We start from the raw sequence: 20,892 nt of genomic DNA, 5'->3' as shown, positions 1-20,892 counted from the left end.
TGCGTACGCTCCGTGCAGATGCTCGCACCACTGAGCCTCCGAGGCACCCCGGCCGCGCCGCGTTTTCCGGCTTCCGATCGGGCCGGAGACCGTTTTGGTGTGGTACATCCAATTCGGTACTACGCCGCCGTGGGCGGCCGCCCCTGCGCGAAGATGGCACGCATGAAGCCCATCATCACCGCATCCGAATACCTGAGCGAGTCGGCGGGGCCTCGTCCGCCGGTGCTCCTGGACATCCGCTGGCAGCTCGGCGGGCCGAACGGCCGCGCCGACTACGAGGCGGGGCACCTCCCCGGCGCGGTCTACGTCGACCTCGACTCCGAGCTCGCGGGCCCGGCGGGCAGCGGCGGCCGCCACCCTCTGCCGGACCCGGAGGCCTTCGGTGCCGTCATGCGGCGGGCCGGGGTCGGCCAGGACACCCCCGTGGTGGTCCACGACGGCGGTCAGGGCTGGGCCGCCGCCCGCGCGTGGTGGCTGCTGCGATGGACCGGGCACCCCGACGTCCGCGTACTGGACGGCGGTCTCGCCGCCTGGACCGGCCCGCTGACCACCGACGTCCCGGAGCCCGCCGAGGGCGATTTCCGGCCCCGGCCGGGTGCGCTCGGCCTCCTCGACGCGGACGGGGCCGCGAAGCTGGCCCGCTCCGGTCTGCTGCTCGATGCCCGGGCCGGTGAGCGCTACCGGGGAGAGGTGGAGCCCATCGACCGCGTCGGCGGCCACATCCCCGGGGCCGTCTCCGCCCCCACCACGGAGAACGTCGGCGAGGACGGGCGCTTCCTGCCCGCCGAGGCGCTCGCCTCCCGGTTCTCCGCGCTGGGCGCCGACGGCGGCGGCCCGGTCGGCGTCTACTGCGGGTCCGGTGTCTCGGGGGCTCACGAGGTGCTGGCGCTGGAGCTCGCCGGGTACCCCGCCGCCCTGTACGCCGGGTCCTGGTCGGAGTGGTCCTCGGACGAGTCCCGCCCCGTCGCCACGGGCCCCGACCCCCTCTGACGCACACGGCCTCCGGACGGAGCGAGGGCCCGTACGCGGCTGCGTACGGGCCCTCCTCATGCCGCGGACATCCTGCCCGGGCCTCAGTCCTGCTTCTTCCGGCGTGTGCCGAAGACGATCTCGTCCCAGCTCGGCACCGCCGCCCGGCGGCCCGGGCGCACCCCGTCCGCCTCGGCCTGGCGGTCCGTCGTCCCGGTCAGCCGGTCGCGATGGCCGGCCACCGCGCGGGGCATCAGTACGTCGGCGTAGGCGGAACCCGCCCCCGCGGACGCCGCCGCGGCCGGGGGCTCGTCGGCCTCCGTCTCCTCCTGGGCCGCGGGTTCGAGCGCGGGCGGCTCGGGCTGCGAGGGCCGCTCCGGGACCACCATGTCGCCACGGAAGCTCGGCACCGCCTCCAGGAGGCTCGTCAGGGAATCACGCTCGCTCGCGGACACCCCGGCGACACGCTCCTCCGGCTCGGGCGCGGGGGGAGCGGGACGCTCGATCTGACGGTCCAGCGAGCGGTCCAGCGGCCGGTCGCGCGGCAGTCGCGCGATCCGGGGCACGAACGGGAAGCTCGGCTCCGGCGCAGCGACGTCGTCGGTCTCGCCGATCAGCGAGCGCGCCTCCTCGTCCACGGCCTGGACGAGCCGCCTGGGCGGGTCGTACGTCCAGCTCGCGGAGTGCGGCTCGCCCGCGACGCGGTAGACCAGGAGGACCTCCCAGGTGCCGTCGTCCCGGCGCCAGGAGTCCCACTGGACGGTCTCCCGGTCGGCTCCGCGCAGCAGCAGCCGCTCCTGCACCGCCTCGCCGAGTTGGGGTCCGGTGTTCTCGCCGGGACGGCGCACAGGTGTCTTCCGGGCGCGCTCGGCCATGAACGCGCGCTCCGCGAGCACGGGGCCCTCGAAGCGGCGTACCCGGTCCACCGGGATGCCGGCGAACTGGGCGACCTCCTCCGCGGAGGCGCCGGCCCTTATGCGTGCCTGGATGTCGCGCGGGCGGAGATGGCTCTCCACCTCGATCTCGATCTGGCCGAGCCGGGCGCGGTCGTTGCGCACGGCGGCACGCAGCCGCTCATCGATCGGAAGCGTGTACTCCGTGCTGTCCGCAGCCTTGAGCACCAGTCGTGTGCCGTCGTTCGAGACGGCCACGACACGCAGTTCGGGCATGGGAACCTCCCGGGTGGTGCCTGCCGACGTCACCTGCGTCGCTGCTTCCGCTAGTCGAGTGTGACCTGCCCGGGTTCAGCCTGCCACAACCTTGCCAAGTTACCCGGCGTGTCGGGCCTTGGCCCTGGAACGCCACGATGGCACGGTTACCTGTTTGCGACGCGGAGCGACCGGGTGGTCGCTCCATGTAGCAGGCGCCCGTGCGATGCCGCGGCGCCGCCGGTTCGGGGGCCGCCCTTCGGCCCCCTCCCGTAGGTTCCGGATACCCGTGTGGGAGTCCGGCCCCAGGGCTCGTCACAGTACTCCATTCGGGCCACCTGGGTGGACCGGCGCGCCGCCGAAGTTCTCACCGGGTACGGGAGTTGGGTTACCCCGTTGTCCGCAGTATGCCCTCAATGGGTGTGCTGCTTCACAAAATCTCCAGAATCGGAACTATCCGATTCGCTCATATGTCCTTTCCTGGTGCAAGGTGGGGTAGTTGTCGAGCAGGGGCTGATCATGGTTCAGAAGCCGCAGAGTGATGCGGAACGCAAGGAAAGGCGCATAGATCTGAGCCTCCCGCAGGTCGCCGGCAGCGCCGTGGCGGCCGTCGCGGCGGCGGTGATGGCCTCGCAGCTCGGTGTCTACGGAACCATCGCCGGCGCGGGTGTGATGAGCGTGGTGGCCACCTGCGGCGGCTCGGTCTTCCAGCACTTCTTCCGTCGTACCGGGGAGCAGATCCGGGAGGTCACCGTCCAGGTGAAGAACCCGGCGGGCCGTCAGGTGACGGTGCGCACCCGGGAGCCGGCCACCGGTCCGGCGCGCCCGGAGGACGACGCGACCCGGGCCCTGCGCACCGTGGACGAGGGGGCGACCCAGGTCCTCCGTACGGATGACCCGGAGGCGACGCGTGCCCTGCGCGCGGTGGGCCCCGACGCGGACCGTACGACGGTGCTGCGGCAGGTCGGGCCGGGCGGGCCCGGCCCGGACGGGGCGGTCGCGGACGGCTCCTACTCCGACGCCCGTACGCACGGCACCCGCGTCCGGGGCTGGAAGCGGTCGGCCCTCGCGGCCACCGGGGTCTTCGTCCTGTCGATGGCCGGCATCACCGTGTACGAGGTGGCCTCCGGCCACGACCTGGGGGGCGAGGGAAGGACGACCATCGGCTCCGTGGTGGGCGGGGAACGCCACGGCGGGACGACCTCGCCCTCGCCCTCGGACGGGACGGACCGGCAGGACGACGGCGACCGGGGTGACCGGGGCGACGACGGGAACGCTCCCGGCAGCGGGAGCACGACGTCCCCCGGAACCGGCACGGAGAACGGCGGGAGCACCCGGCCCGACCCCTCGGGCAGCGGCGGCACCGCCACCGACCCCACCCCCACGCCGTCGGCGTCCGACGGGGCCACGACTCCCGGAGCCACCACCCCGGCCTCGCCGGGCGACGGCGCCACCACCCCGGCCGCCCCTGATCCGACCGGAGCCGACGAGGCCCCGGACCCGCAGGGCGGAGCGGCCGGCACGGACACGGACCGCTGACCGTCCAGGCTCAGTCGCCGAGCACGCGGCGCAGGTAGTCGTTGGCGAACAGCCGGTCCGGGTCGAGCCGGTCGCGTACGGCGGTGAACTCGCCGAACCGGGGGTAGCTCCCCGACAGGTAGCCGGCGTCACGGGTGTGGATCTTGCCCCAGTGCGGTCGGCCGTCGTAGCCCGTCATGATCCGCTCGACGGCCGTGAAGTACGCCTGGTAGGGCGTGCCCCGGTACAGATGCACCGCGATGTACGCGCTCTCCCGGCCCGAGGCCGTGGAGAGCGCTATGTCGTCCGCGGGCGCCGTGCGGACCTCGACCGGGAAGCTGATCCGCAGCGGCGAACGCTCCACCATGGCCTTGACCTCACGCAGGGCGTCGACCGCGGCCTCGCGCGGCACGGCGTACTCCATCTCGACGAAGCGCACCCGCCTCGGGCTGGTGAACACCTTGTACGGGATGTCGGTGTACGTACGGGCCGACAGGGCGCGGCTGGAGATCCGGGCGAGGGAGGGAATGGCCGCGGGGACCGCGCGCCCCACCGAACAGGCGACCTGGAAGATCCCGTTGGAGAGGAGCTCGTCCTCGATCCAGCCGCTCACCCGCCCGGGAGGGGCGGGCGGGCCCGCGCTGCGGTTGTTGCGCTTGGTGTTGCAGTTGCCCGTGTGCGGGAACCAGTAGAACTCGAAGTGCTCGTTCTCGGTGACCAGCTGATCGAAATCGGCCGTGACCCGGTCGAAGGGCATCGGCTCCTCGCGGGCCGTCAGCAGGAAGACGGGCTCGATCGCGAACGTGACCGCGGTGACCACGCCGAGCGCCCCCAGCCCGATCCGGGCCGCCGCGAAGACGTCGGGGTGCTCGTCGGCCGAGCAGCTCAGGACCGTGCCGTCCGCCGTGACCAGTTCCAGCGCCCGGATCTGCGCGGAGATCGACGCCGAGTCGCGGCCGGTGCCGTGGGTGCCCGTGGAGGTGGCCCCGGCGACCGTCTGCTCCATGATGTCGCCCATGTTGGTCAGCGAGAGCCCCTCGCGGGCGAGCGCGGCGTTCAGGCGCTTCAGCGGGGTGCCGGCCTCGACCGTCACGGTCATCGCCTCGCGGTCGATGCCTCGGATCCCGGTGAGCAGGTCCGGGCGTATGAGGACCCCGTCGGTGGCCGCGGTCGCGGTGAACGAGTGCCCGGTGCCGACCGGCTTGACCCTCAGACCGTCCTCGGAGGCCCGGCGGAGCACCTCCGCGAGCTCGTCGACGGAGGCGGGGGACTCCACTCGGGCGGGCCGGGCGGTGACGTTGCCCGCCCAGTTACGCCACGTGTTCGTCGTCCGTGCGTAGGTGTCCGTCATCTTCCCCGCGCCCTCCCGTGTCAACTTCCGTGGGCACCGGCTCCGCGAGCCGGCGATACCCCAGGAACGCCACCGCGGCCGCGAGCGCTCCCGCCACGACGGGCACCGCGTACCCCGCCCCCGCCCCGGAGGCGTCGACCACCCAGCCGGCGGCGGAGGAGCCGAGCGCCACTCCGACCGCGAGCCCGGTGCTGGTCCAGGTCATGCCCTCGGTCAGCTGTGTGCGCGGTACGTGCTGCTCGACGAGGGCCATGGTGGTGACCATCGTCGGTGCGATGGCGAGGCCCGCGACAAAGAGCGCCACGGCCAGGAACGGCAGGCTCCCGGCCAGTTGGAGGGGGATCATACTCACGGCCATGGCGCACACCCCCACCAGCCACCGGGTGGACGGCTTCCCCCGCAGGTGCACCAGACCGAAGACGGCTCCCGCGAGGCAGGACCCCAGGGCGTAGACCGCGAGCACGAGACTGGCCGCCGCCTTGTGGCCGCGCTCCTCGGCGAAGGCCACGGTGACCACGTCGACCGCTCCGAAGATCGCCCCGGTGGCGACGAACGCGGTCACCAGCACCTGGAGGCCGGGGGAGCGCAGGGCGGAGCCGCCCGTGTGGTGCTCCTTCGGGTGCGGGGCCGGCTCGGTGGCCCGCTGGGACGTCAGCCAGAGGACACCGGTCACCAGGAACACCCCGGCGACCAGGGGCCCGGCCTCCGGGAACCACGCGGTGGACAGACCGATGGAGACGATGGGCCCGAAGATGAAGCACACCTCGTCGACGATCGACTCCCAGGAGTACGCCGTGTGCAGCTGACGGGCGGAACCCCGGTAGATCGCCGCCCACCGGGCCCGCACCATCGACCCCATGCTGGGCACGCAGCCCGCGCCGGCCGCGAAGACGAACAGGGTCCAGTCCGGCAGCCGCTGCTGGGCGCAGACCAGGAGCCCCGCGACCGCCGCCGCGGCGACCAGGGTGACCGGGCGCAGCACGCGCCGCTGCCCGTACCGGTCGACCAGCCGGGAGACCTGCGGGCCCATCACGGCCGCCGCCATGGCGAGCGTCGCGGAGAGCGCTCCGGCGAGCCCGTAGCGGCCGGTCATCTGGGAGACCATCGTCACCACGCCGATGCCCATCATGGCCAGCGGCATCCGGCCGAGGAATCCCGCCGCCGAGAACCCCAGGCTCCCGGGAGCGGTGAAGATGGCGCGGTAGGGGCTGGGCAAGGAGGGCTCCGGGACGCGTGACAGGTGTATGGATGGCCGATACAGCTTACGGGCGCCGCGGGCCCGCCGGTGGCGGTTGCCGCACTGTCGGAGGCGGGTGGCAGGATCGGGTGCATGTCCGATCTGCGTGGTCCCGCTCCCTACGACGCCCTGCTGCTGCTCTCCTTCGGCGGTCCCGAAGGCCCTGACGACGTCGTCCCGTTCCTGGCGAACGTGACGCGCGGCCGGGGCATCCCCGAGGCGCGGCTCAAGGAAGTCGGCAAGCACTATTTCCTGTTCGGCGGCGTGAGCCCGATCAACGCCCAGAACAGGGCGCTGCTCGACGCGCTCCGCAAGGACTTCGCGGACCACGGCCTCGAACTCCCGGTGTACTGGGGCAACCGCAACTGGGCCCCGTACCTCACCGACACCCTCCGCGAGATGATCACGGACGGCCACCGGCGGATCGCCGTGCTGGCCACCAGCGCCTACGCCTCGTACTCGGGCTGCCGTCAGTACCGCGAGAACCTCGCCGAGTCGCTGTCCGCGCTGGAGGCGGAGGGGCTCCCCGTGCCCCGGGTGGACAAGCTGCGGCACTACTTCAATCACCCCGGCTTCGTACGGCCCATGGTGGACGGCGTGCTGGCGTCGCTGGCCGACCTCCCCGAGGAGCTCAGGGCGGGGGCGCACCTCGCCTTCACCACGCACTCCATCCCCACCTCGGCGGCGGACACCTCCGGACCGGTGGAGACGCACGGCGACGGCGGCTCCTACGTGGCCGAGCACCTGGACGTCGCCCGGCTGATCACCGAGGCGGTGCGCGAGGAGACCGGCGTCGACCACCCGTGGCAGCTCGTCTACCAGTCCCGCAGCGGCGCCCCGCACATCCCGTGGCTGGAGCCCGACATCTGCGACCACCTGGAGACGCTCCACGGCGACGGTGTCCCCGCGGTCGTCATGGCCCCCATCGGCTTCGTCTCGGACCACATGGAGGTCCTGTACGACCTCGACACGGAGGCCACCGCGAAGGCCGCCGAGCTCGGGCTTCCGGTGCGCCGGTCCGCGACGGTCGGCGCGGACCCCCGGTTCGCCGCCGCCGTGCGCGATCTCGTGCTGGAGCGCGCCGCCGTGGAACAGCGCCGCCCGGTCACGCCGTGCGCCCTGGGGGCGCTCGGCCCCTCCCACGACCTCTGTCCGGTCGGCTGCTGTCCGGCCAGGGCACCCAAGCCGGCCGCCGCGGGCGCCGACAGCCCGTTCTAGCCACCTCCCGTCCGCTTCCCGCCGTGGGCCCCGACAGGCGTCCCGGCCCCGCGAACCACCCCTGGAGCGTTGTGACCGACCCCCTCCTGTCCGAACTGCTCGACCTCGCCCTGGAGGCCGCCCGCAGGGCCGGCGCGCTCCTGCGCGACGGCCGCCCCGCCGACCTCGGGGTGGCCGCGACGAAGTCCAGCCCGATCGACGTCGTCACGGAGATGGACATCCGGGCGGAGAAGCTGATCACCGGCTACCTCTCCGAGCATCGCCCCGCCGACGGCTTCCTCGGCGAGGAGGGCGCCAGCGCCGAGGGCAGCAGCGGTATCCGGTGGGTCATCGACCCGCTCGACGGCACGGTGAACTACCTCTACGGCCTGCCGACCTGGTCCGTCTCCATCGCCGCCGAGCGCGACGGCGAACGGGTCGTCGGCGTGGTCGAGGCCCCGATGCGGCGCGAGACGTTCCACGCGGTGCTCGGCCGCGGGGCGTACGGGAACGGGGAGGCGCTGCGCTGCCGCCCCACGGCCCCCCTCGACCAGGCCCTCGTGGCGACCGGCTTCAACTACGTCACCGAGGTCCGCACGCACCAGGCCGCCGTGGCCCAGCGGCTGATCCCGAGGCTGCGGGACATCAGGCGCGGCGGATCGGCCGCCATCGAGCTCTGCGACGTGGCGGCGGGCCGGCTCGACGGCTACTACGAGCGCGGACTGCACCCGTGGGACGTCGCGGCCGGCGATTTGATCGCCCGGGAGGCGGGAGCCCTCACCGGGGGGCGCCCCGGCCGGCCCGCCGACGGCGACCTCACGGTCGCCGCGACCCCCGGCGTCTTCGAACCCCTCCAGGCGCTCCTGGAGGAGCTGGGCGCCTGGCACGACTGACGTATGACCTCCTGAGGCCGTCGAGCCGCCCGGGAGGGCCGCCGGAACGCGAAGAGGGCCCCAGGGGCCATGACGGCTCCCGGGGCCCTCCCGTGGCGGCTCAGACGCTTGTGGCGCCGATTTCCACGCCGTGCTCGGCGGCGAGGCGGTGCAGGTCGTCCAGCTCTCCCTGCTCGACATCCGCGAGGAAGTCGTCGCCCGTCTCGCGAGCCCTCGTGAGGTCGGACTCGGTGGTCTTGATTCGTTGCAGCAGACCTGCGGTGAAAGCGTCCATGAAGCGCCCCCTCGTCGTGGGTCGGTGGCACGGGGGTGTGCCCGGTGGTCCTCCGGTCCGTGGGCCGGAGTGCGGGTGATCACGCAGTCCCTCTGGATGCAGGACGGGCTGTGGTACGCCACATGCAGGGCGTGATCGCGGGTGTGAGAGCGTCCTCCCCGCCGCCGCCCGGCGAGAAACCTCAACTGGCCCGGAAATCCGATCAATTCCCTGGAGCGGTGGACCGGGCGGCGTCGTCTTACCGCCGGTTTATGCGCGTTACGGGCAGGATGGACGCGCACAGTCGGTGCCGCTGACGTGCGGCGAGCGGCCGGAACGAGGGCCGCTCGCGGGTTTTCCGGAAGATCTAGGGAAGGACTGCGCCGTGCGCGTACTCGTCGTCGAGGACGAGCAGCTGCTCGCCGATGCGGTGGCCACCGGGCTGCGCCGGGAGGCCATGGCCGTCGACGTCGTCTACGACGGGGCGGCCGCCCTGGAACGCGTCGGGGTGAACGACTACGACGTCGTCGTGCTGGACCGGGACCTCCCGGTGGTGCACGGCGACGACGTCTGCCGCAAGATCGTCGAGCTCGGCATGCCCACCCGGGTCCTCATGCTCACCGCCTCCGGTGACGTCAGCGACCGGGTCGAGGGCCTGGAGCTCGGCGCGGACGACTACCTGCCCAAGCCCTTCGCCTTCAGCGAGCTGACGGCGCGGGTGCGCGCCCTGGGGCGGCGCACCACGGTCGCGCTGCCGCCCGTGCTGGAGCGGGCCGGCATCAAGCTGGACCCCAACCGTCGCGAGGTGTTCCGGGACGAGCAGGAGATCCAGCTCGCCCCGAAGGAGTTCGCGGTCCTGGAGGTCCTGATGCGCAGCGAGGGCGCCGTCGTCTCGGCCGAGCAGCTGCTGGAGAAGGCGTGGGACGAGAACACCGACCCGTTCACCAACGTGGTGCGGGTGACCGTCATGACCCTGCGCCGCAAGCTCGGCGAGCCACCCGTCATCGTCACCGTCCCCGGCTCCGGATACCGGATCTGAGGGCGTGATGGCGGCGTCCCCCTCACCCCTGAAGGCACCCCCCAAGCCCACCTGGGAACCCAAGGCGCAGGAGTCCCCGTACCCCTGGCTGCGGCCGACCATCCGCATACGGCTCACCCTGCTGTACGGCGGCATGTTCCTGATCGCGGGCATCCTGCTGCTGTCGATCATCTACATGCTCGCGGCGCAGGCGCTGCACGACGCCGGCGGACTGGAGTTCCAGGTCAAGGGCACGAACGTGCAGATCTCCAGCGACATGTGTCCGCAGCTGGGCTCGGCGCTGAACAACACCCAGCTCAACGAGGCGATCAAGAACTGCACCGCGGCCCAGCGCCAGCACGCCCTCGACTCCCTGCTGAACCGCGCGCTGCTGGCCCTCGTCGGCCTCAGCATCATCGCCTTCGCCTTCGGCTACGCCATGGCCGGCCGCGTCCTGTCCCCGCTGGGCCGGATCACCCGCACCGCCCGCCGGGTGGCGGGCACCGACCTGTCCCGCCGCATCGAGCTGGACGGCCCCGACGACGAGCTGAAGGAGCTCGCCGACACCTTCGACGAGATGCTGGACCGCCTGGAGCGGGCCTTCACCGCCCAGCAGCGGTTCGTGGGGAACGCCTCGCACGAGCTGCGTACGCCCCTCGCGATCAACCGCACGCTCCTGGAGGTGCATCTCTCCGACCCGGAGGCCTCGCCGGAGCTCCACCAGCTGGGCAAGACGCTCCTGGCCACCAACGAGCGCAGCGAGCAGCTGGTCGAAGGGCTGCTGCTGCTCGCCCGCAGCGACAACCAGATCATCGAGCGCAAGCCCGTGGACCTGGGCGAGGTCGCCGACCGCGCCATCGACCAGACCCGGGGCGAGGCGGCGGCGAAGGGTGTCGAGATCCGCGGGGAGCGGGCCCAGGCCGTCGTCCAGGGCAACGGAGTGCTCCTGGAGCGGATCGCGCTGAACCTCGTGCAGAACGGCGTGCGCTACAACGTGGCGGAGGGCGGCTGGGTGGAGGTCACCACCGAGCTCCAGCACGGGCAGGCGCTCCTGACCGTCTCCAACACCGGGCCCGTGGTGCCCGCCTACGAGATCGACAACCTCTTCGAGCCGTTCCGGCGGCTGCGCACCGAGCGCACGGGCAGCGACAAGGGCGTCGGGCTCGGCCTGTCGATCGCGCGGTCCGTCGCGCGGGCGCACGGAGGCCGTATCATCGCGGAGCCCCGCGAGGGCGGTGGTCTCGTGATGCGCGTCACCCTTCCGGTCTGAGAAGCTTCACGGTGTGAAGCCGCATTGGATCGCTCTGTTCGCTTTGGGCGGAATTTTCGAACCCTGTTTCCGTTCTGTCCCTGTGTGATCGATCACAGGAGCGATTTCCGGTCCCTCTACTCTCCGTGATCACAACTCTGCCCGAAAGCCTGGAAACGTCCGGGTTTCCGGGGGGCGATATCACGGGAAGTACACGGGGTGGCGCCCGTGAACTGCAGCAATCGGACCGTGTACGGTCCCCATCGCCACCCAAGCTGATCGCTCGCGAGAGATCCGGTTGGGTGTCGATTGAGTAACAGACCTTGATGTGAGGCAAAATCTCCGCCTCAGGTCGGGCACAAGTCCGGCCTCTCACGCGTTACGTGCGCTGAGACACCGCAGACACCCATGAGGGGGAGAGCGACATGGCAACGGATTACGACACCCCACGCAAGACCGACGACGACGTGGACCAGGACAGCCTCGAAGAGCTCAAGGCTCGTCGGAGCGACAAGACGGCATCCGCCGTCGACGTGGACGAGTTCGACGCGGCAGAGGGACTGGAGCTGCCCGGCGCAGACCTGTCCAACGAAGAGCTGGCCGTACGGGTTCTGCCCAAGCAGGCCGATGAGTTCACCTGCATGAGCTGCTTCCTCGTGCACCACCGGAGCCAGCTGGCGCGGGAGAAGAACGGCCAGCCGATCTGCCGCGACTGCGACTGAGGCCGACGGCCGTGGCAGGCGACACACCGTTCCGGAAGCGGCGCTTGCGGCGCACGAAGTCGTCGGAGGCACATCAGGGCGGCACAGGCCCGGCGGAGGGCGAGAGCCCCACTGCCGAGCACCAGGCCGCCCTGCCTGCCTCTCCCGGCACACCTGACGACGAGCGGGGCCGTCCGGCCTCGCTCGAAGCGGGAAGGGCGGCGGATCCGCGAGCCGGCGCCGGGCAGGACGGCCCGGACGGTTCCGCGAAGGGCTCCGGCCGCCTGCACACTCTGAAACGGGGCGTACGCAGAAGCCGGGAGAGCGCCACGGCGGCGATAGGGATGGTCGCCGACCGCATCATCGACATCGCTCCCCGCATCCCCGTGCGGGATCTCGCCACCCTGCGCGGGCAGTTCCCGGGGATCGGTCCCGAAGAGCTCGCCGACAAGCTCGTCGCGGGCGCCTGCAACGCCACCGCGACCGTCGGCGCGGGCATCGGGGCGGCGGCGATGATGCCCGTACCACCCGCCATGCTCGCCGAGCTGACGGCGGAGATCACCGGCGTGGCCGCCGTCGAGATGAAGCTCGTCGCCGAGCTCCACGAGGTCTACGGCCTGCGCCCGCCGGGCAACATCGCCCAGCGCGGCACCGCGTATCTGACGTCCTGGACCGAGGAGCGCGGCATCGACGTCTCACGCCCCACCACGCTCAACGCGGCGCTGGGCGGGCAGATGAAGCGCGAACTGCGCCAGCAGATCATGAAGCGCACCGTGCGCGACCTGCCGAATCTCATCCCGTTCATGATCGGCGCCGCCGTCGGCGCGCTCATGAACCGGCGCGACACCAGGAAGCTCGCCGAGCGGGTCAGGAACGACCTGCGGCGCCAGCAGGTGCCCTGGGACCGCCTTCCGGAGCTTCCCCCGCTGGAACAGCCCGTGGAGCCCGCCGAGGAGCTCCCCGAGGGCCTGGACGACCCCGGCCGCTGACGCCTCAGGCGGGTACGGGCGCGAGCGCCGCCACCAGGGCCTGCGGCTCCCGGGTCGACAGATAGACGTACGGCGTCGGATCGGCCGGATCCGTGACCTTCACCCGCACCGCCGTCGGGATGTAGCTGCGCAACAGCATGAACGCGCGGGGATCCGCCTTGTACGAGCGCCAGGCGCGCGCCTCCTCCGCGTCCAGTACCTCGGCGTCACCGAGCGCCTCCAGGGGGATCCGGGCGTCGCCCGCGACGAGGGCGCCCGCCACGACCCGGATGCGCGCGGAGCCGTACGAGCTCACGCCCACGCATGCCGCGGCCGAACCGGCCACCAGGCCGCCGAGCATCGGCAGCGCGCCGAGCGGCAGGAACATCAGCGCGCAGGCGATGCCGATCCCGAAGGCGATGAGCCACCACGAACGGGGTGCGGTGAGACGTTCCTCGAAGGGGGGTGCGGAAGGCTGCATGAAAGCAAGCTTGGCACGGCGCGACCCGTGACAGGCAGCGCGGGTAAGGTCTGCGGCTGTGAGTGGAACATCTGCACGTCTGACACCCCCCGCCGACGCGGTGAAGCCCGTCCGCCATCCCGACGCTCCCGCGCCCGGTGAGCTTCTCGGGTCCCACTACGAACACTGTTTCGGCTGTGGTGGCGGACAACCGCACGGACTGCATCTCCAGGCGACGGCCGGCGAGGGCGTGAGCGTCACCGCCGAATTCACCGTGAAGCCCGCCCACCAGGGCGCTCCGGGGCTGGCGCACGGCGGGGTCCTGGCCACGGCGATGGACGAGACGCTCGGCGCGCTGAGCTGGCTGCTGCGGGTCATCGCGGTGACCGGGCGGCTGGAGACCGACTACGTCCTCCCGGTGCCGGTGGACACGGTGCTCTTCCTGGAGGCCGAGGTCACCGCCGTGCACGGCCGGAAGATCTACTGCCGTGCGACCGGCCGGACCGGCGGCCCCGAGGGTCCCGTCGCGGTCCGTGCGGAAGCCCTCTTCATCGAGGTCAAGGTGGAGCACTTCATCGACAACGGCCGGCCGGAGGAGATCCAGGCCGCGATGTCCGACCCGAACCAGATCAGGCGTGCCCGCGCCTTCGAGGTGAACCCCTGATGCGCCACCCCGTCGACGTACTCATCCGCAGGGTCGACCCGGACGTGCCGATTCCCGGCTACGGACATCCGGGCGACGCCGGCGCGGATCTGGTCACCACCGAGGCCGCCGAACTCGCCCCGGGGGAGCGGGCGGTCCTCCCCACCGGGGTGTCGATCGCGCTCCCCGACGGGTACGCCGCCTTCGTGCACCCCCGTTCCGGCCTCGCGGCCCGCTGCGGACTGGCCCTCGTGAACGCCCCAGGGACGGTCGATGCCGGGTACCGTGGAGAGATCAAGGTCATCGTGGTCAATCTCGACCCACGCGAGACCGTGAAGTTCGAACGGTTCGACCGGATTGCCCAACTGGTCGTCCAGCAGGTCGAGAAGGTGCGCTTCCACGAGGTGACGGAGCTCCCCGGCTCGGCGCGGGCCGAGGGGGGCTTCGGATCCACCGGCGGTCACGCCGCAGTGGACGGTGTCACGGGCGGTAACAGCCAGGGTGGGAACAGCTACGCTTCGGTCGTATCCGACCGGGAAGGACATTGACGTGTTCGGACGTCGCAAGAACAGTGGTTCCGCCGAAGACACGGCGGACGAAGCGCGCGAGGCCGAGCAGGTCGCCGACGAGCTCGACGACACGGGGGCCGAGAGCGGTTCGCGCCGCGCGAACCTTCCGCCGGCGCCCCGCCCCGACGGACCGTGGGACATCTCCGAGGTCTCCCAGCCCGGCGAGGGCCGGGTCGACCTGGGCGGCATCTTCGTCCCCGGGGTCGAGGGCATGGAGCTCCGGGTGGAGGTCGCCGGTGACGCGATCGTCGCCGCCACGGTCGTGCTGCGTGACAGCGCGGTCCAGCTGCAGGCCTTCGCCGCTCCCAAGCGGGAGGGCATCTGGGGCGAGGTCCGCGAGGAGATCGCCTCCGGCATCACCCAGCAGGGCGGGATCATCGACGAGGTCGAGGGCCCGCTCGGATGGGAGCTGCGCGCCCAGGTCCCCGTACAGCTTCCGGACGGGAAGAACGGCGTGCAGCTGGTGCGCTTCGTCGGTGTCGACGGCCCGCGCTGGTTCCTGCGCGGTGTGATCTCCGGCCAGGGCGCGGTCCAGCCGGACGCCGCCGGGCTGCTGGAGACGATCTTCCGGGACACCGTCGTCGTGCGCGGTGAGGGCCCGATGGCCCCGCGTGACCCGATCGTCCTCAAGCTCCCCAACGACGCCCAGATGGTGCCCGAGGGCGTGCAGCAGGAGGACCAGGAGAGCTCGAAGTTCTCCGGCGGCATGGGACAGCTCCAGCGCGGCCCGGAGATCACCGAGGTGCGCTGACCCCGCTCGTACGAGGCCGGTGGGCCGCACCCCCGCACGGGGTGCGGCCCACCGGCCTTTCCACGGGCTCGTCAGGGGCGCGTATCGGGGGCGTACGGGCGGCGTCAAAGGGCGCCCCCGGAGCGTAGGGAAGCCGTCAACGCGGCCGGCGGGGGCCGGGTGCGGGGGTTTGCTCAGGAGGTCCCCGAAACCGACCTCACCCAGGAGCACACGATGGCCGACCTGGCCTTCGTCCTCACCACGATCGCGGTGTTCGCGCTGGTGGCCCTCGTCGCCCGGGGGGTGACCAAGCTGTGACCGCCGAGAACATCGCCGGCCTCGTCGTGGCCGTCGCCCTGCTGGGCTACCTCGTCCTCGCCCTCCTCCACCCGGAGAGGTTCTGAGCGCCGACATGAGCCCCGTCCTCGCCGGTGCCCTCCAGATGCTCGCGCTCGTCGCGGCACTGGCACTGGCCCACCGTCCGCTCGGCGACCACATGGCCCGGGTCTACTCCTCGACGCGACACCTGCGGATCGAGAAGTGGATCTACCGGGCCATCGGCGCCGACCCCGCCACCGAGATGCGGTGGCCCGCCTATCTGCGCGGCGTCCTCGCGTTCTCCGCGGTCGGCGTCCTGTTCCTCTACCTCCTGCAGCGGCTCCAGGGCTCGCTGCCCGGCTCGCTCGGCTTCGCCTCGATCGATCCCGACCAGGCGTTCAACACGGCGGCCTCGTTCGTCGCCAACACCAACTGGCAGTCGTACTACGGCGAGCAGGCCATGGGCCACGTCGTGCAGACCGGCGGCCTCGCGGTGCAGAACTTCGTCTCGGCCGCGGTCGGCATGGCCGTCGCCGTGGCGCTCGTACGGGGCTTCGCCCGGTCCCGCACGGGCGAGCTCGGCAACTTCTGGTCCGACCTGGTGCGCGGCACCGTGCGCGTCCTGCTGCCGCTCTCCGTCGTCGGCGCGCTCGTCCTGGTCGCCACCGGTGTCATCCAGAACTTCTCCGGCATCCACGAGGTCGGGCAGTTCGGCGGCGGCACCCGGCAGTGGAACGGCGGCGCGGTCGCCTCCCAGGAGGCCGTCAAGGTGCTGGGCACCAACGGCGGCGGCTACTTCAACGCCAACTCCGCCCACCCGTTCGAGAACCCCGACGGGCTGTCCAACCTCTTCGAGGTCTTCCTGATCCTGCTCATCCCCTCCGCGATGACCAGGACGTTCGGCCGGATGGTGGGCTCCCTGAAGCAGGGGTACGCGATCCTCGCGACGATGGCCACGATCTGGCTGGGCTTCACCGCCCTGATGATGTGGACCGAATTCAGCCACCACGGGCCCGCCTTCGACCTCGCGGGCGGGGCGACGGAGGGCAAGGAGACCCGCTTCGGCATCGCCGGGTCGTCGATCTTCGCGGTGGCCACCACCCTGACCTCGACGGGTGCGGTGAACTCCTTCCACTCCTCGTACACGGGCCTCGGCGGCGGCATCACCCTGCTCGGCATGCAACTCGGCGAGATCGCCCCCGGCGGGGTCGGCTCCGGCCTCTACGGCATGCTGATCATGGCGGTCGTCGCCGTGTTCCTCGCGGGGCTGATGGTGGGCCGTACGCCCGAGTACCTGGGCAAGAAGATCGGCACCCGGGAGATCAAGCTCGCGGCCTGCTACATCCTGATCACCCCGGCCCTGGTGCTCGGCTTCACGGCCGCGGCGCTGGCCCTGCCCACGCCGGGCGACTCCATGGCCAACACCGGGGCCCACGGCTTCTCCGAGATCCTCTACGCCTACACCTCGGGCGCCAACAACAACGGCTCCGCCTTCGCCGGCCTGAACGCGGACACCCAGTGGTTCAACACCACCCTCGGCATCGCGATGCTGCTGGGACGGTTCCTGCCGATGGTGTTCGTCCTCGCGCTGGCGGGATCGCTGGCCCGGCAGAGCCCCGTACCCGCGACCGCCGGGACCCTCGGCACACAGAAACCGCTGTTCAGCGGGCTGCTGCTCGCCACCGTCATGATCGTCACCGGCCTCACCTACTTCCCGGCCCTCGCCCTGGGGCCGCTGGCGGAAGGGCTGGCGTCATGAATGCCCTGCCCAGGGCCTTGAGGTCTCCGAAGCGAGAGGACCCGATGTCCGCCGTCACCCACGCACCCCGCCCCTCCCGGGACGCCACCACCGGGCGGCCCGCCGGCGGTCTGTTCGACGCCGCCCAGCTGGTCAGGTCCCTGCCCGACGCGATACGCAAGCTCGACCCCCGGACGATGGTCAAGTCCCCGGTGATGTTCGTGGTGTTCGTCGGGTCCGTGCTCACCACCGTCCTGGCGGTCCTGGACCCGACGGACGGATTCGGCTGGGCGATCACCGCCTGGCTGTGGCTCACCACGGTCTTCGCCAATCTCGCCGAGGCGGTGGCCGAAGGGCGCGGCAAGGCGCAGGCGGACACCCTGCGCAACGCGCGGACCGGCACCGTCGCACGCCGCGTCGTCGGCTCCGGCGAGGAACGCGTGCCCGGCACCGAACTGCGCGTCGGTGACCTGGTGGTCTGCGAGGCCGGTGATCTCGTCCCGGGCGACGGAGACGTCGTCGAGGGGGTGGCGAGCGTCGACGAATCGGCGATCACCGGGGAGAGCGCCCCGGTGATCCGGGAGTCGGGCGGCGACCGCAGCGCCGTCACCGGCGGCACGAAGGTGCTCTCCGACCGGATCGTCGTCAGGATCACCACGAGGCCGGGCGAGACGTTCATCGACCGGATGATCGGCCTGGTGGAGGGGGCAGCCCGGCAGAAGACGCCCAACGAGATCGCGCTCAACATCCTGCTGGCGTCCCTCACCGTCGTCTTCCTGCTCGCGGTCGTGACCCTCCAGCCGTTCGCGGCCTACGCGGGCCGGCAGCAGTCGATGACCGTGCTGGCCGCCCTGCTGGTCTGCCTCATCCCGACGACGATCGGCGCCCTGCTCTCCGCGATCGGCATCGCCGGTATGGACCGGCTGGTGCAGCGCAACGTGCTCGCCATGTCGGGCCGGGCCGTCGAGGCCGCGGGGGACGTCTCCACGCTGCTGCTCGACAAGACGGGCACGATCACCGTGGGCAGCCGGCAGGCCGCCGAGTTCCTGCCCGTCAAGGGCGTCACGGAGGCCGAGCTCGCCGCCGCCGCCCGGCTCTCGTCGCTGGCCGACGAGACGCCCGAGGGCAGGTCGGTCGTGGCGCTGGCCGAGGAGATCCACGGTCCGCGCGCACCGGACGGAGGAGAGCTGTCCGGCGCCACCTGGGTGGAGTTCACCGCGCAGACCCGCATGTCCGGTGTCGACCTCGTCGGCCGCCGGGTGCGCAAGGGGGCCGCCGGCTCCGTCCTCGCCTGGGTCACCGGGCAGGGCGGCACCGTGCCCGCCGACGCCGGGGTGCTGACCGGCCTGATCGCCGAGGCGGGCGGCACCCCCCTGCTGGTGGCCGTCCAGGACGGCACGGGCGCCCGGGTCCTCGGGGTGATCCACCTCAAGGACGTCGTCAAACCCGGGATGCGCGAACGGTTCGCGGAGCTGCGGCGCATGGGCATCCGTACGGTCATGATCACCGGGGACAACCCGCTGACCGCGAAGGCGATCGCCCGGGAGGCGGGGGTCGACGACTTCCTCGCCGAGGCGACGCCCGAGGACAAGATGGCCCTCATCAGGCGGGAGCAGGCCGGCGGCAGGCTCGTCGCCATGACCGGGGACGGCACCAACGACGCCCCGGCCCTCGCCCAGGCGGACGTCGGGGTCGCCATGAACACCGGCACCTCGGCCGCCAAGGAGGCCGGGAACATGGTGGACCTGGACTCCGACCCCACCAAGCTCATCGAGATCGTCGCCATCGGGAAACAGCTGCTGATCACCCGGGGCGCCCTCACCACGTTCTCCATCGCCAACGACGTCGCGAAGTACTTCGCGATCATTCCCGCGATGTTCGCCGTCGTGTATCCGGGCCTGGACAAGCTCAACATCATGGACCTGTCCTCGCCCCGGACCGCGATCCTCTCGGCGGTGATCTTCAACGCGCTGATCATCGTCGCGCTGGTCCCGCTGGCGCTGCGAGGGGTGCGCTACCGGCCGGCCGGAGCCGACCGGATGCTGCGGCGCAACCTCACCGTCTACGGGATCGGCGGACTCGTCGCCCCGTTCATCGGGATCAAGCTCATCGACCTCGCCCTCTCCCTCGTCCCCGGACTGCGCTGAAACCGGAGCGTGCAGACACCCATGAACACTTCCGCGGGCACCACCGCCCGACTCCTCGGAGCGGGCCTCCGCGCCCTGCTCGTCCTCACCGCCCTGTGCGGCGTGCTCTACCCGCTGGCCGTCACCGGCGTCGCCCAGGCGGCCCTCCCCGGCAAGGCCAACGGCTCCGAGGTCACCGTCGACGGCGAGGTCGTCGGCTCACGCCTCATCGGCCAGCGCTACGACCTGCCGGCCGACGAGGGCCAGGAGACCCCGGAGCCGGACCTCACCTGGTTCCAGCCGCGCCCCTCGAACGGCCTCGGCACCAACAGCGTCAACACCCGCTACGACCTGATCCTCTCCGGGGCGACCAACCGGTCCGGGGACAGCGAGGAGCTGATCCGCCAGGTCACCGACGCCAAGGCGGCCGTCGTCGCGGACAACTCCGTGCCCGGCCACCCGGTGGACCCAGCCGACGTGCCGCCCGACGCCGTCACCTCCTCCGGCTCGGGCCTCGACCCCCACATCTCACCGGAGTACGCCGCACTCCAGGCCCGCCGCGTCGCCGAGCGCAACGGACTGCCGGTCCACCGGGTCGTCGAACTGGTCCGGGACCACACCGAAGGCCGGATCCTCGGCTTCGTGGGAGAGCCCCGGGTGAACGTCCTCGCCCTCAACACCGCGCTGAGGGAGCTGGTGGAGGAGGGCACGGCACCCTGACCCGTCCCGCGCCGGGGCCCGCCGGACGGGCGGGCCCCGGCGCGGATCCTCCGTTCCTGAGGGCATTGCCCCACCGGCCCCGGCATGCACATACTGGCCGCGGCCGAGGAGCGGTGCGCGCGGCAGCGCACGTACGGAGCGGTACGCGCGGCGCGTACGCACGGGGGAGAGCGATGACACAGCACACCGGTGGGCGGAGCGGCACGGCCCTGGCCGAGAGCCCCCTCGACGGGCCCATGATCCGGGTCGAGGACCTGCACCGCTCGTACGGCACCGGGGCGGCGGCCGTGCACGCCCTGCGCGGGGTGTCCTTCGAGGTTCCGCGCGGCGAGCTCGTCGCGCTCAAGGGCCGCTCCGGCTCCGGCAAGACCACCCTGCTCAACCTCGTCGGCGGGCTCGACGCACCGGACAGCGGCCTGATCACCGTCGGCGGCACCGACCTCTCCGGGCTCGGTGAGGACGGGCTGCTGGAGCTGCGCAGGGACCGGATCGGCTTCATCTTCCAGTCGTTCGGCCTGATCCCGATCCTGACCGCGGCGGAGAACGTCGGCGTACCCATGCGCCTGCGCAGGACCGACCCGCACGAGCGCGAGGAGCGGGTGGCGCTGCTGCTCGCCCTGGTGGGCCTCGGCGACCACGCCCAGCAGCGCCCCGGGGAGCTCTCCGGCGGCCAGCAGCAGCGCGTCGCCATCGCCCGCGCCCTCGCCAACCGGCCCGCCCTCCTGATCGCCGACGAGCCCACCGGGCAGCTCGACGCGGAGACGGGGCTCGCGGTCATGCAGCTGCTGCGCGCCGTCGTGCGCAGCGAGGGCGTCACCGTGCTGGTCGCCACCCACGATCCCCAGCTGCTCGGCTTCGCCGACCGGGTGCTGGAACTCAGCGACGGGCACATCGTCGAACACGGGTGAGCGGGCGCGGGTGCGCACGGGCCGTCCGCAGCCGCCCGCCCGCCCGCGTCAGCCTCCTGTCCGTCCGCGTCGGCGCTCGCCCGCCCGCGTCAGAATCCCGTCAATACGGACCCCGCGGACACCGCCCGGGGCCGTGCCCCGCCCCTCACCGAGGTAGCTTCGACCAGGGCCGCCGCAT

22 protein-coding genes are annotated in these 20,892 nt (G+C 72.1%); 17 read left to right on the top strand and 5 right to left on the bottom strand.

The window, feature by feature from the left end:
• The first annotated feature begins 162 nt into the window (after positions 1-162).
• Positions 163-990, top strand: coding sequence for a sulfurtransferase (locus ACZ607_RS09015; protein ID WP_469733235.1), 828 nt, complete (start codon positions 163-165; stop codon positions 988-990).
• Between the two features lie 83 nt (positions 991-1,073).
• Here ACZ607_RS09015 and sepH read toward each other — a convergent pair whose 3' ends face one another.
• Positions 1,074-2,138 (bottom strand): septation protein SepH, encoded by a 1,065-nt coding sequence (gene sepH / locus ACZ607_RS09010; protein ID WP_469733233.1) that lies wholly within the window; start codon positions 2,136-2,138, stop codon positions 1,074-1,076.
• Positions 2,139-2,636: 498 nt separating this feature from the next.
• Here sepH and ACZ607_RS09005 point away from each other — a divergent pair, with 498 nt between their 5' ends.
• Complete coding sequence (locus ACZ607_RS09005; protein ID WP_469733232.1) at positions 2,637-3,656, top strand: hypothetical protein; 1,020 nt, start codon at positions 2,637-2,639, stop codon at positions 3,654-3,656.
• Between the two features lie 10 nt (positions 3,657-3,666).
• On the opposite strand, the gene ACZ607_RS09000 is transcribed toward ACZ607_RS09005, so the two are convergent.
• Positions 3,667-4,986 carry a D-arabinono-1,4-lactone oxidase gene (locus tag ACZ607_RS09000; RefSeq protein ID WP_469733230.1) on the bottom strand — a complete coding sequence of 440 codons (1,320 nt, stop codon included), beginning with the start codon at positions 4,984-4,986 and terminating at the stop codon, positions 3,667-3,669.
• Positions 4,946-6,202, bottom strand: a complete 1,257-nt coding sequence (locus ACZ607_RS08995) for an MFS transporter (RefSeq protein WP_469733228.1) — start codon at positions 6,200-6,202, stop codon at positions 4,946-4,948. Before ACZ607_RS08995 ends, ACZ607_RS09000 begins: the two co-directional genes overlap by 41 nt.
• 114 nt (positions 6,203-6,316) lie before the next feature.
• Between ACZ607_RS08995 and ACZ607_RS08990 the strand changes: the two genes are divergently transcribed.
• Together ACZ607_RS08990 and ACZ607_RS08985 are read left to right on the top strand one after the other, a co-directional pair.
• Positions 6,317-7,441: a ferrochelatase gene (locus ACZ607_RS08990; protein WP_469733227.1), complete on the top strand. Its 1,125-nt coding sequence runs from the start codon at positions 6,317-6,319 to the stop codon at positions 7,439-7,441.
• Between the two features lie 71 nt (positions 7,442-7,512).
• Entirely contained in the window at positions 7,513-8,313 is an 801-nt protein-coding gene (locus ACZ607_RS08985; protein ID WP_469733225.1) for an inositol monophosphatase family protein, read from the top strand.
• A 100-nt stretch (positions 8,314-8,413) separates the two neighbouring features.
• Here the strand turns inward: ACZ607_RS08985 and ACZ607_RS08980 are convergent, their stop codons facing one another.
• Complete coding sequence (locus ACZ607_RS08980) at positions 8,414-8,587, bottom strand: hypothetical protein (protein WP_164992724.1); 174 nt, start codon at positions 8,585-8,587, stop codon at positions 8,414-8,416.
• A gap of 364 nt (positions 8,588-8,951) precedes the next feature.
• On the opposite strand from ACZ607_RS08980, the gene ACZ607_RS08975 reads away from it, so the two are divergent.
• From ACZ607_RS08975 to ACZ607_RS08960, 4 genes are all read left to right on the top strand, one after another.
• Positions 8,952-9,605 (top strand): response regulator transcription factor, encoded by a 654-nt coding sequence (locus ACZ607_RS08975; protein ID WP_031089418.1) that lies wholly within the window; start codon positions 8,952-8,954, stop codon positions 9,603-9,605.
• Between the two features lie 7 nt (positions 9,606-9,612).
• On the top strand, positions 9,613-10,854 hold the full coding sequence (locus ACZ607_RS08970; RefSeq protein ID WP_469733440.1) for a sensor histidine kinase: 1,242 nt from the start codon (positions 9,613-9,615) through the stop codon (positions 10,852-10,854).
• A 404-nt stretch (positions 10,855-11,258) separates the two neighbouring features.
• Entirely contained in the window at positions 11,259-11,555 is a 297-nt protein-coding gene (locus ACZ607_RS08965) for a DUF4193 domain-containing protein (protein WP_003965732.1), read from the top strand.
• 11 nt (positions 11,556-11,566) lie between these two features.
• Complete coding sequence (locus ACZ607_RS08960) at positions 11,567-12,523, top strand: hypothetical protein (RefSeq protein ID WP_469733223.1); 957 nt, start codon at positions 11,567-11,569, stop codon at positions 12,521-12,523.
• Positions 12,524-12,527: 4 nt separating this feature from the next.
• Here ACZ607_RS08960 and ACZ607_RS08955 read toward each other — a convergent pair whose 3' ends face one another.
• Positions 12,528-12,983 (bottom strand): DUF3093 domain-containing protein, encoded by a 456-nt coding sequence (locus tag ACZ607_RS08955; protein WP_469733221.1) that lies wholly within the window; start codon positions 12,981-12,983, stop codon positions 12,528-12,530.
• 58 nt (positions 12,984-13,041) lie between these two features.
• On the opposite strand from ACZ607_RS08955, the gene ACZ607_RS08950 reads away from it, so the two are divergent.
• The 9 genes from ACZ607_RS08950 (at position 13,042) to ACZ607_RS08910 (ending at position 20,714) form a co-directional block, all read left to right on the top strand.
• Positions 13,042-13,626 (top strand): PaaI family thioesterase, encoded by a 585-nt coding sequence (locus tag ACZ607_RS08950; protein ID WP_469733219.1) that lies wholly within the window; start codon positions 13,042-13,044, stop codon positions 13,624-13,626.
• Positions 13,626-14,153, top strand: coding sequence for a dUTP diphosphatase (gene dut / locus ACZ607_RS08945; RefSeq protein ID WP_099176541.1), 528 nt, complete (start codon positions 13,626-13,628; stop codon positions 14,151-14,153). Before ACZ607_RS08950 ends, dut begins: the two co-directional genes overlap by 1 nt.
• 1 nt (position 14,154) lies before the next feature.
• Positions 14,155-14,925, top strand: a complete 771-nt coding sequence (locus ACZ607_RS08940; RefSeq protein WP_469733217.1) for a DUF3710 domain-containing protein — start codon at positions 14,155-14,157, stop codon at positions 14,923-14,925.
• Positions 14,926-15,084: 159 nt separating this feature from the next.
• On the top strand, positions 15,085-15,222 hold the full coding sequence (locus ACZ607_RS08935; RefSeq protein ID WP_469733215.1) for a hypothetical protein: 138 nt from the start codon (positions 15,085-15,087) through the stop codon (positions 15,220-15,222).
• Complete coding sequence (gene kdpF, locus ACZ607_RS08930) at positions 15,219-15,308, top strand: K(+)-transporting ATPase subunit F (protein ID WP_103492600.1); 90 nt, start codon at positions 15,219-15,221, stop codon at positions 15,306-15,308. The genes ACZ607_RS08935 and kdpF overlap by 4 nt, the downstream gene beginning before the upstream one ends.
• Before the next feature lie 8 nt (positions 15,309-15,316).
• Positions 15,317-16,981, top strand: a complete 1,665-nt coding sequence (gene kdpA, locus ACZ607_RS08925) for a potassium-transporting ATPase subunit KdpA (RefSeq protein ID WP_469733213.1) — start codon at positions 15,317-15,319, stop codon at positions 16,979-16,981.
• 44 nt (positions 16,982-17,025) lie between these two features.
• Entirely contained in the window at positions 17,026-19,107 is a 2,082-nt protein-coding gene (gene kdpB, locus ACZ607_RS08920; RefSeq protein ID WP_469733211.1) for a potassium-transporting ATPase subunit KdpB, read from the top strand.
• A 21-nt stretch (positions 19,108-19,128) separates the two neighbouring features.
• Positions 19,129-19,806 carry a potassium-transporting ATPase subunit C gene (locus ACZ607_RS08915; RefSeq protein ID WP_469733209.1) on the top strand — a complete coding sequence of 226 codons (678 nt, stop codon included), beginning with the start codon at positions 19,129-19,131 and terminating at the stop codon, positions 19,804-19,806.
• A 173-nt stretch (positions 19,807-19,979) separates the two neighbouring features.
• Positions 19,980-20,714: an ABC transporter ATP-binding protein gene (locus tag ACZ607_RS08910; protein WP_469733207.1), complete on the top strand. Its 735-nt coding sequence runs from the start codon at positions 19,980-19,982 to the stop codon at positions 20,712-20,714.
• Positions 20,715-20,892 lie beyond the last annotated feature (178 nt).

Source organism: Streptomyces sp. NPDC104381 (assembly GCF_055583745.1).
Note: the sequence above shows the minus strand (reverse complement) of the source record. Positions and strands in the feature narration are given on the sequence as shown.

What these genes read in the sequence shown, in the direction of transcription:
- ACZ607_RS09015 (WP_469733235.1), top strand. Translation starts at nt 163, where the DNA reads ATGAAGCCCATCATCACCGCATCCGAATACCTGAGCGAGTCGGCGGGG.
- ACZ607_RS08910 (WP_469733207.1), top strand. Translation starts at nt 19,980, where the DNA reads ATGACACAGCACACCGGTGGGCGGAGCGGCACGGCCCTGGCCGAGAGC.
- ACZ607_RS08915 (WP_469733209.1), top strand. Translation starts at nt 19,129, where the DNA reads ATGAACACTTCCGCGGGCACCACCGCCCGACTCCTCGGAGCGGGCCTC.
- sepH (WP_469733233.1), bottom strand. Translation starts at nt 2,138, where the DNA reads ATGCCCGAACTGCGTGTCGTGGCCGTCTCGAACGACGGCACACGACTG.
- dut (WP_099176541.1), top strand. Translation starts at nt 13,626, where the DNA reads ATGCGCCACCCCGTCGACGTACTCATCCGCAGGGTCGACCCGGACGTG.
- kdpA (WP_469733213.1), top strand. Translation starts at nt 15,317, where the DNA reads ATGAGCCCCGTCCTCGCCGGTGCCCTCCAGATGCTCGCGCTCGTCGCG.
- ACZ607_RS08970 (WP_469733440.1), top strand. Translation starts at nt 9,613, where the DNA reads ATGGCGGCGTCCCCCTCACCCCTGAAGGCACCCCCCAAGCCCACCTGG.
- ACZ607_RS09000 (WP_469733230.1), bottom strand. Translation starts at nt 4,986, where the DNA reads ATGACGGACACCTACGCACGGACGACGAACACGTGGCGTAACTGGGCG.
- ACZ607_RS08965 (WP_003965732.1), top strand. Translation starts at nt 11,259, where the DNA reads ATGGCAACGGATTACGACACCCCACGCAAGACCGACGACGACGTGGAC.
- ACZ607_RS08990 (WP_469733227.1), top strand. Translation starts at nt 6,317, where the DNA reads ATGTCCGATCTGCGTGGTCCCGCTCCCTACGACGCCCTGCTGCTGCTC.
- ACZ607_RS08980 (WP_164992724.1), bottom strand. Translation starts at nt 8,587, where the DNA reads ATGGACGCTTTCACCGCAGGTCTGCTGCAACGAATCAAGACCACCGAG.
- ACZ607_RS08955 (WP_469733221.1), bottom strand. Translation starts at nt 12,983, where the DNA reads ATGCAGCCTTCCGCACCCCCCTTCGAGGAACGTCTCACCGCACCCCGT.
- kdpB (WP_469733211.1), top strand. Translation starts at nt 17,026, where the DNA reads ATGTCCGCCGTCACCCACGCACCCCGCCCCTCCCGGGACGCCACCACC.
- ACZ607_RS09005 (WP_469733232.1), top strand. Translation starts at nt 2,637, where the DNA reads ATGGTTCAGAAGCCGCAGAGTGATGCGGAACGCAAGGAAAGGCGCATA.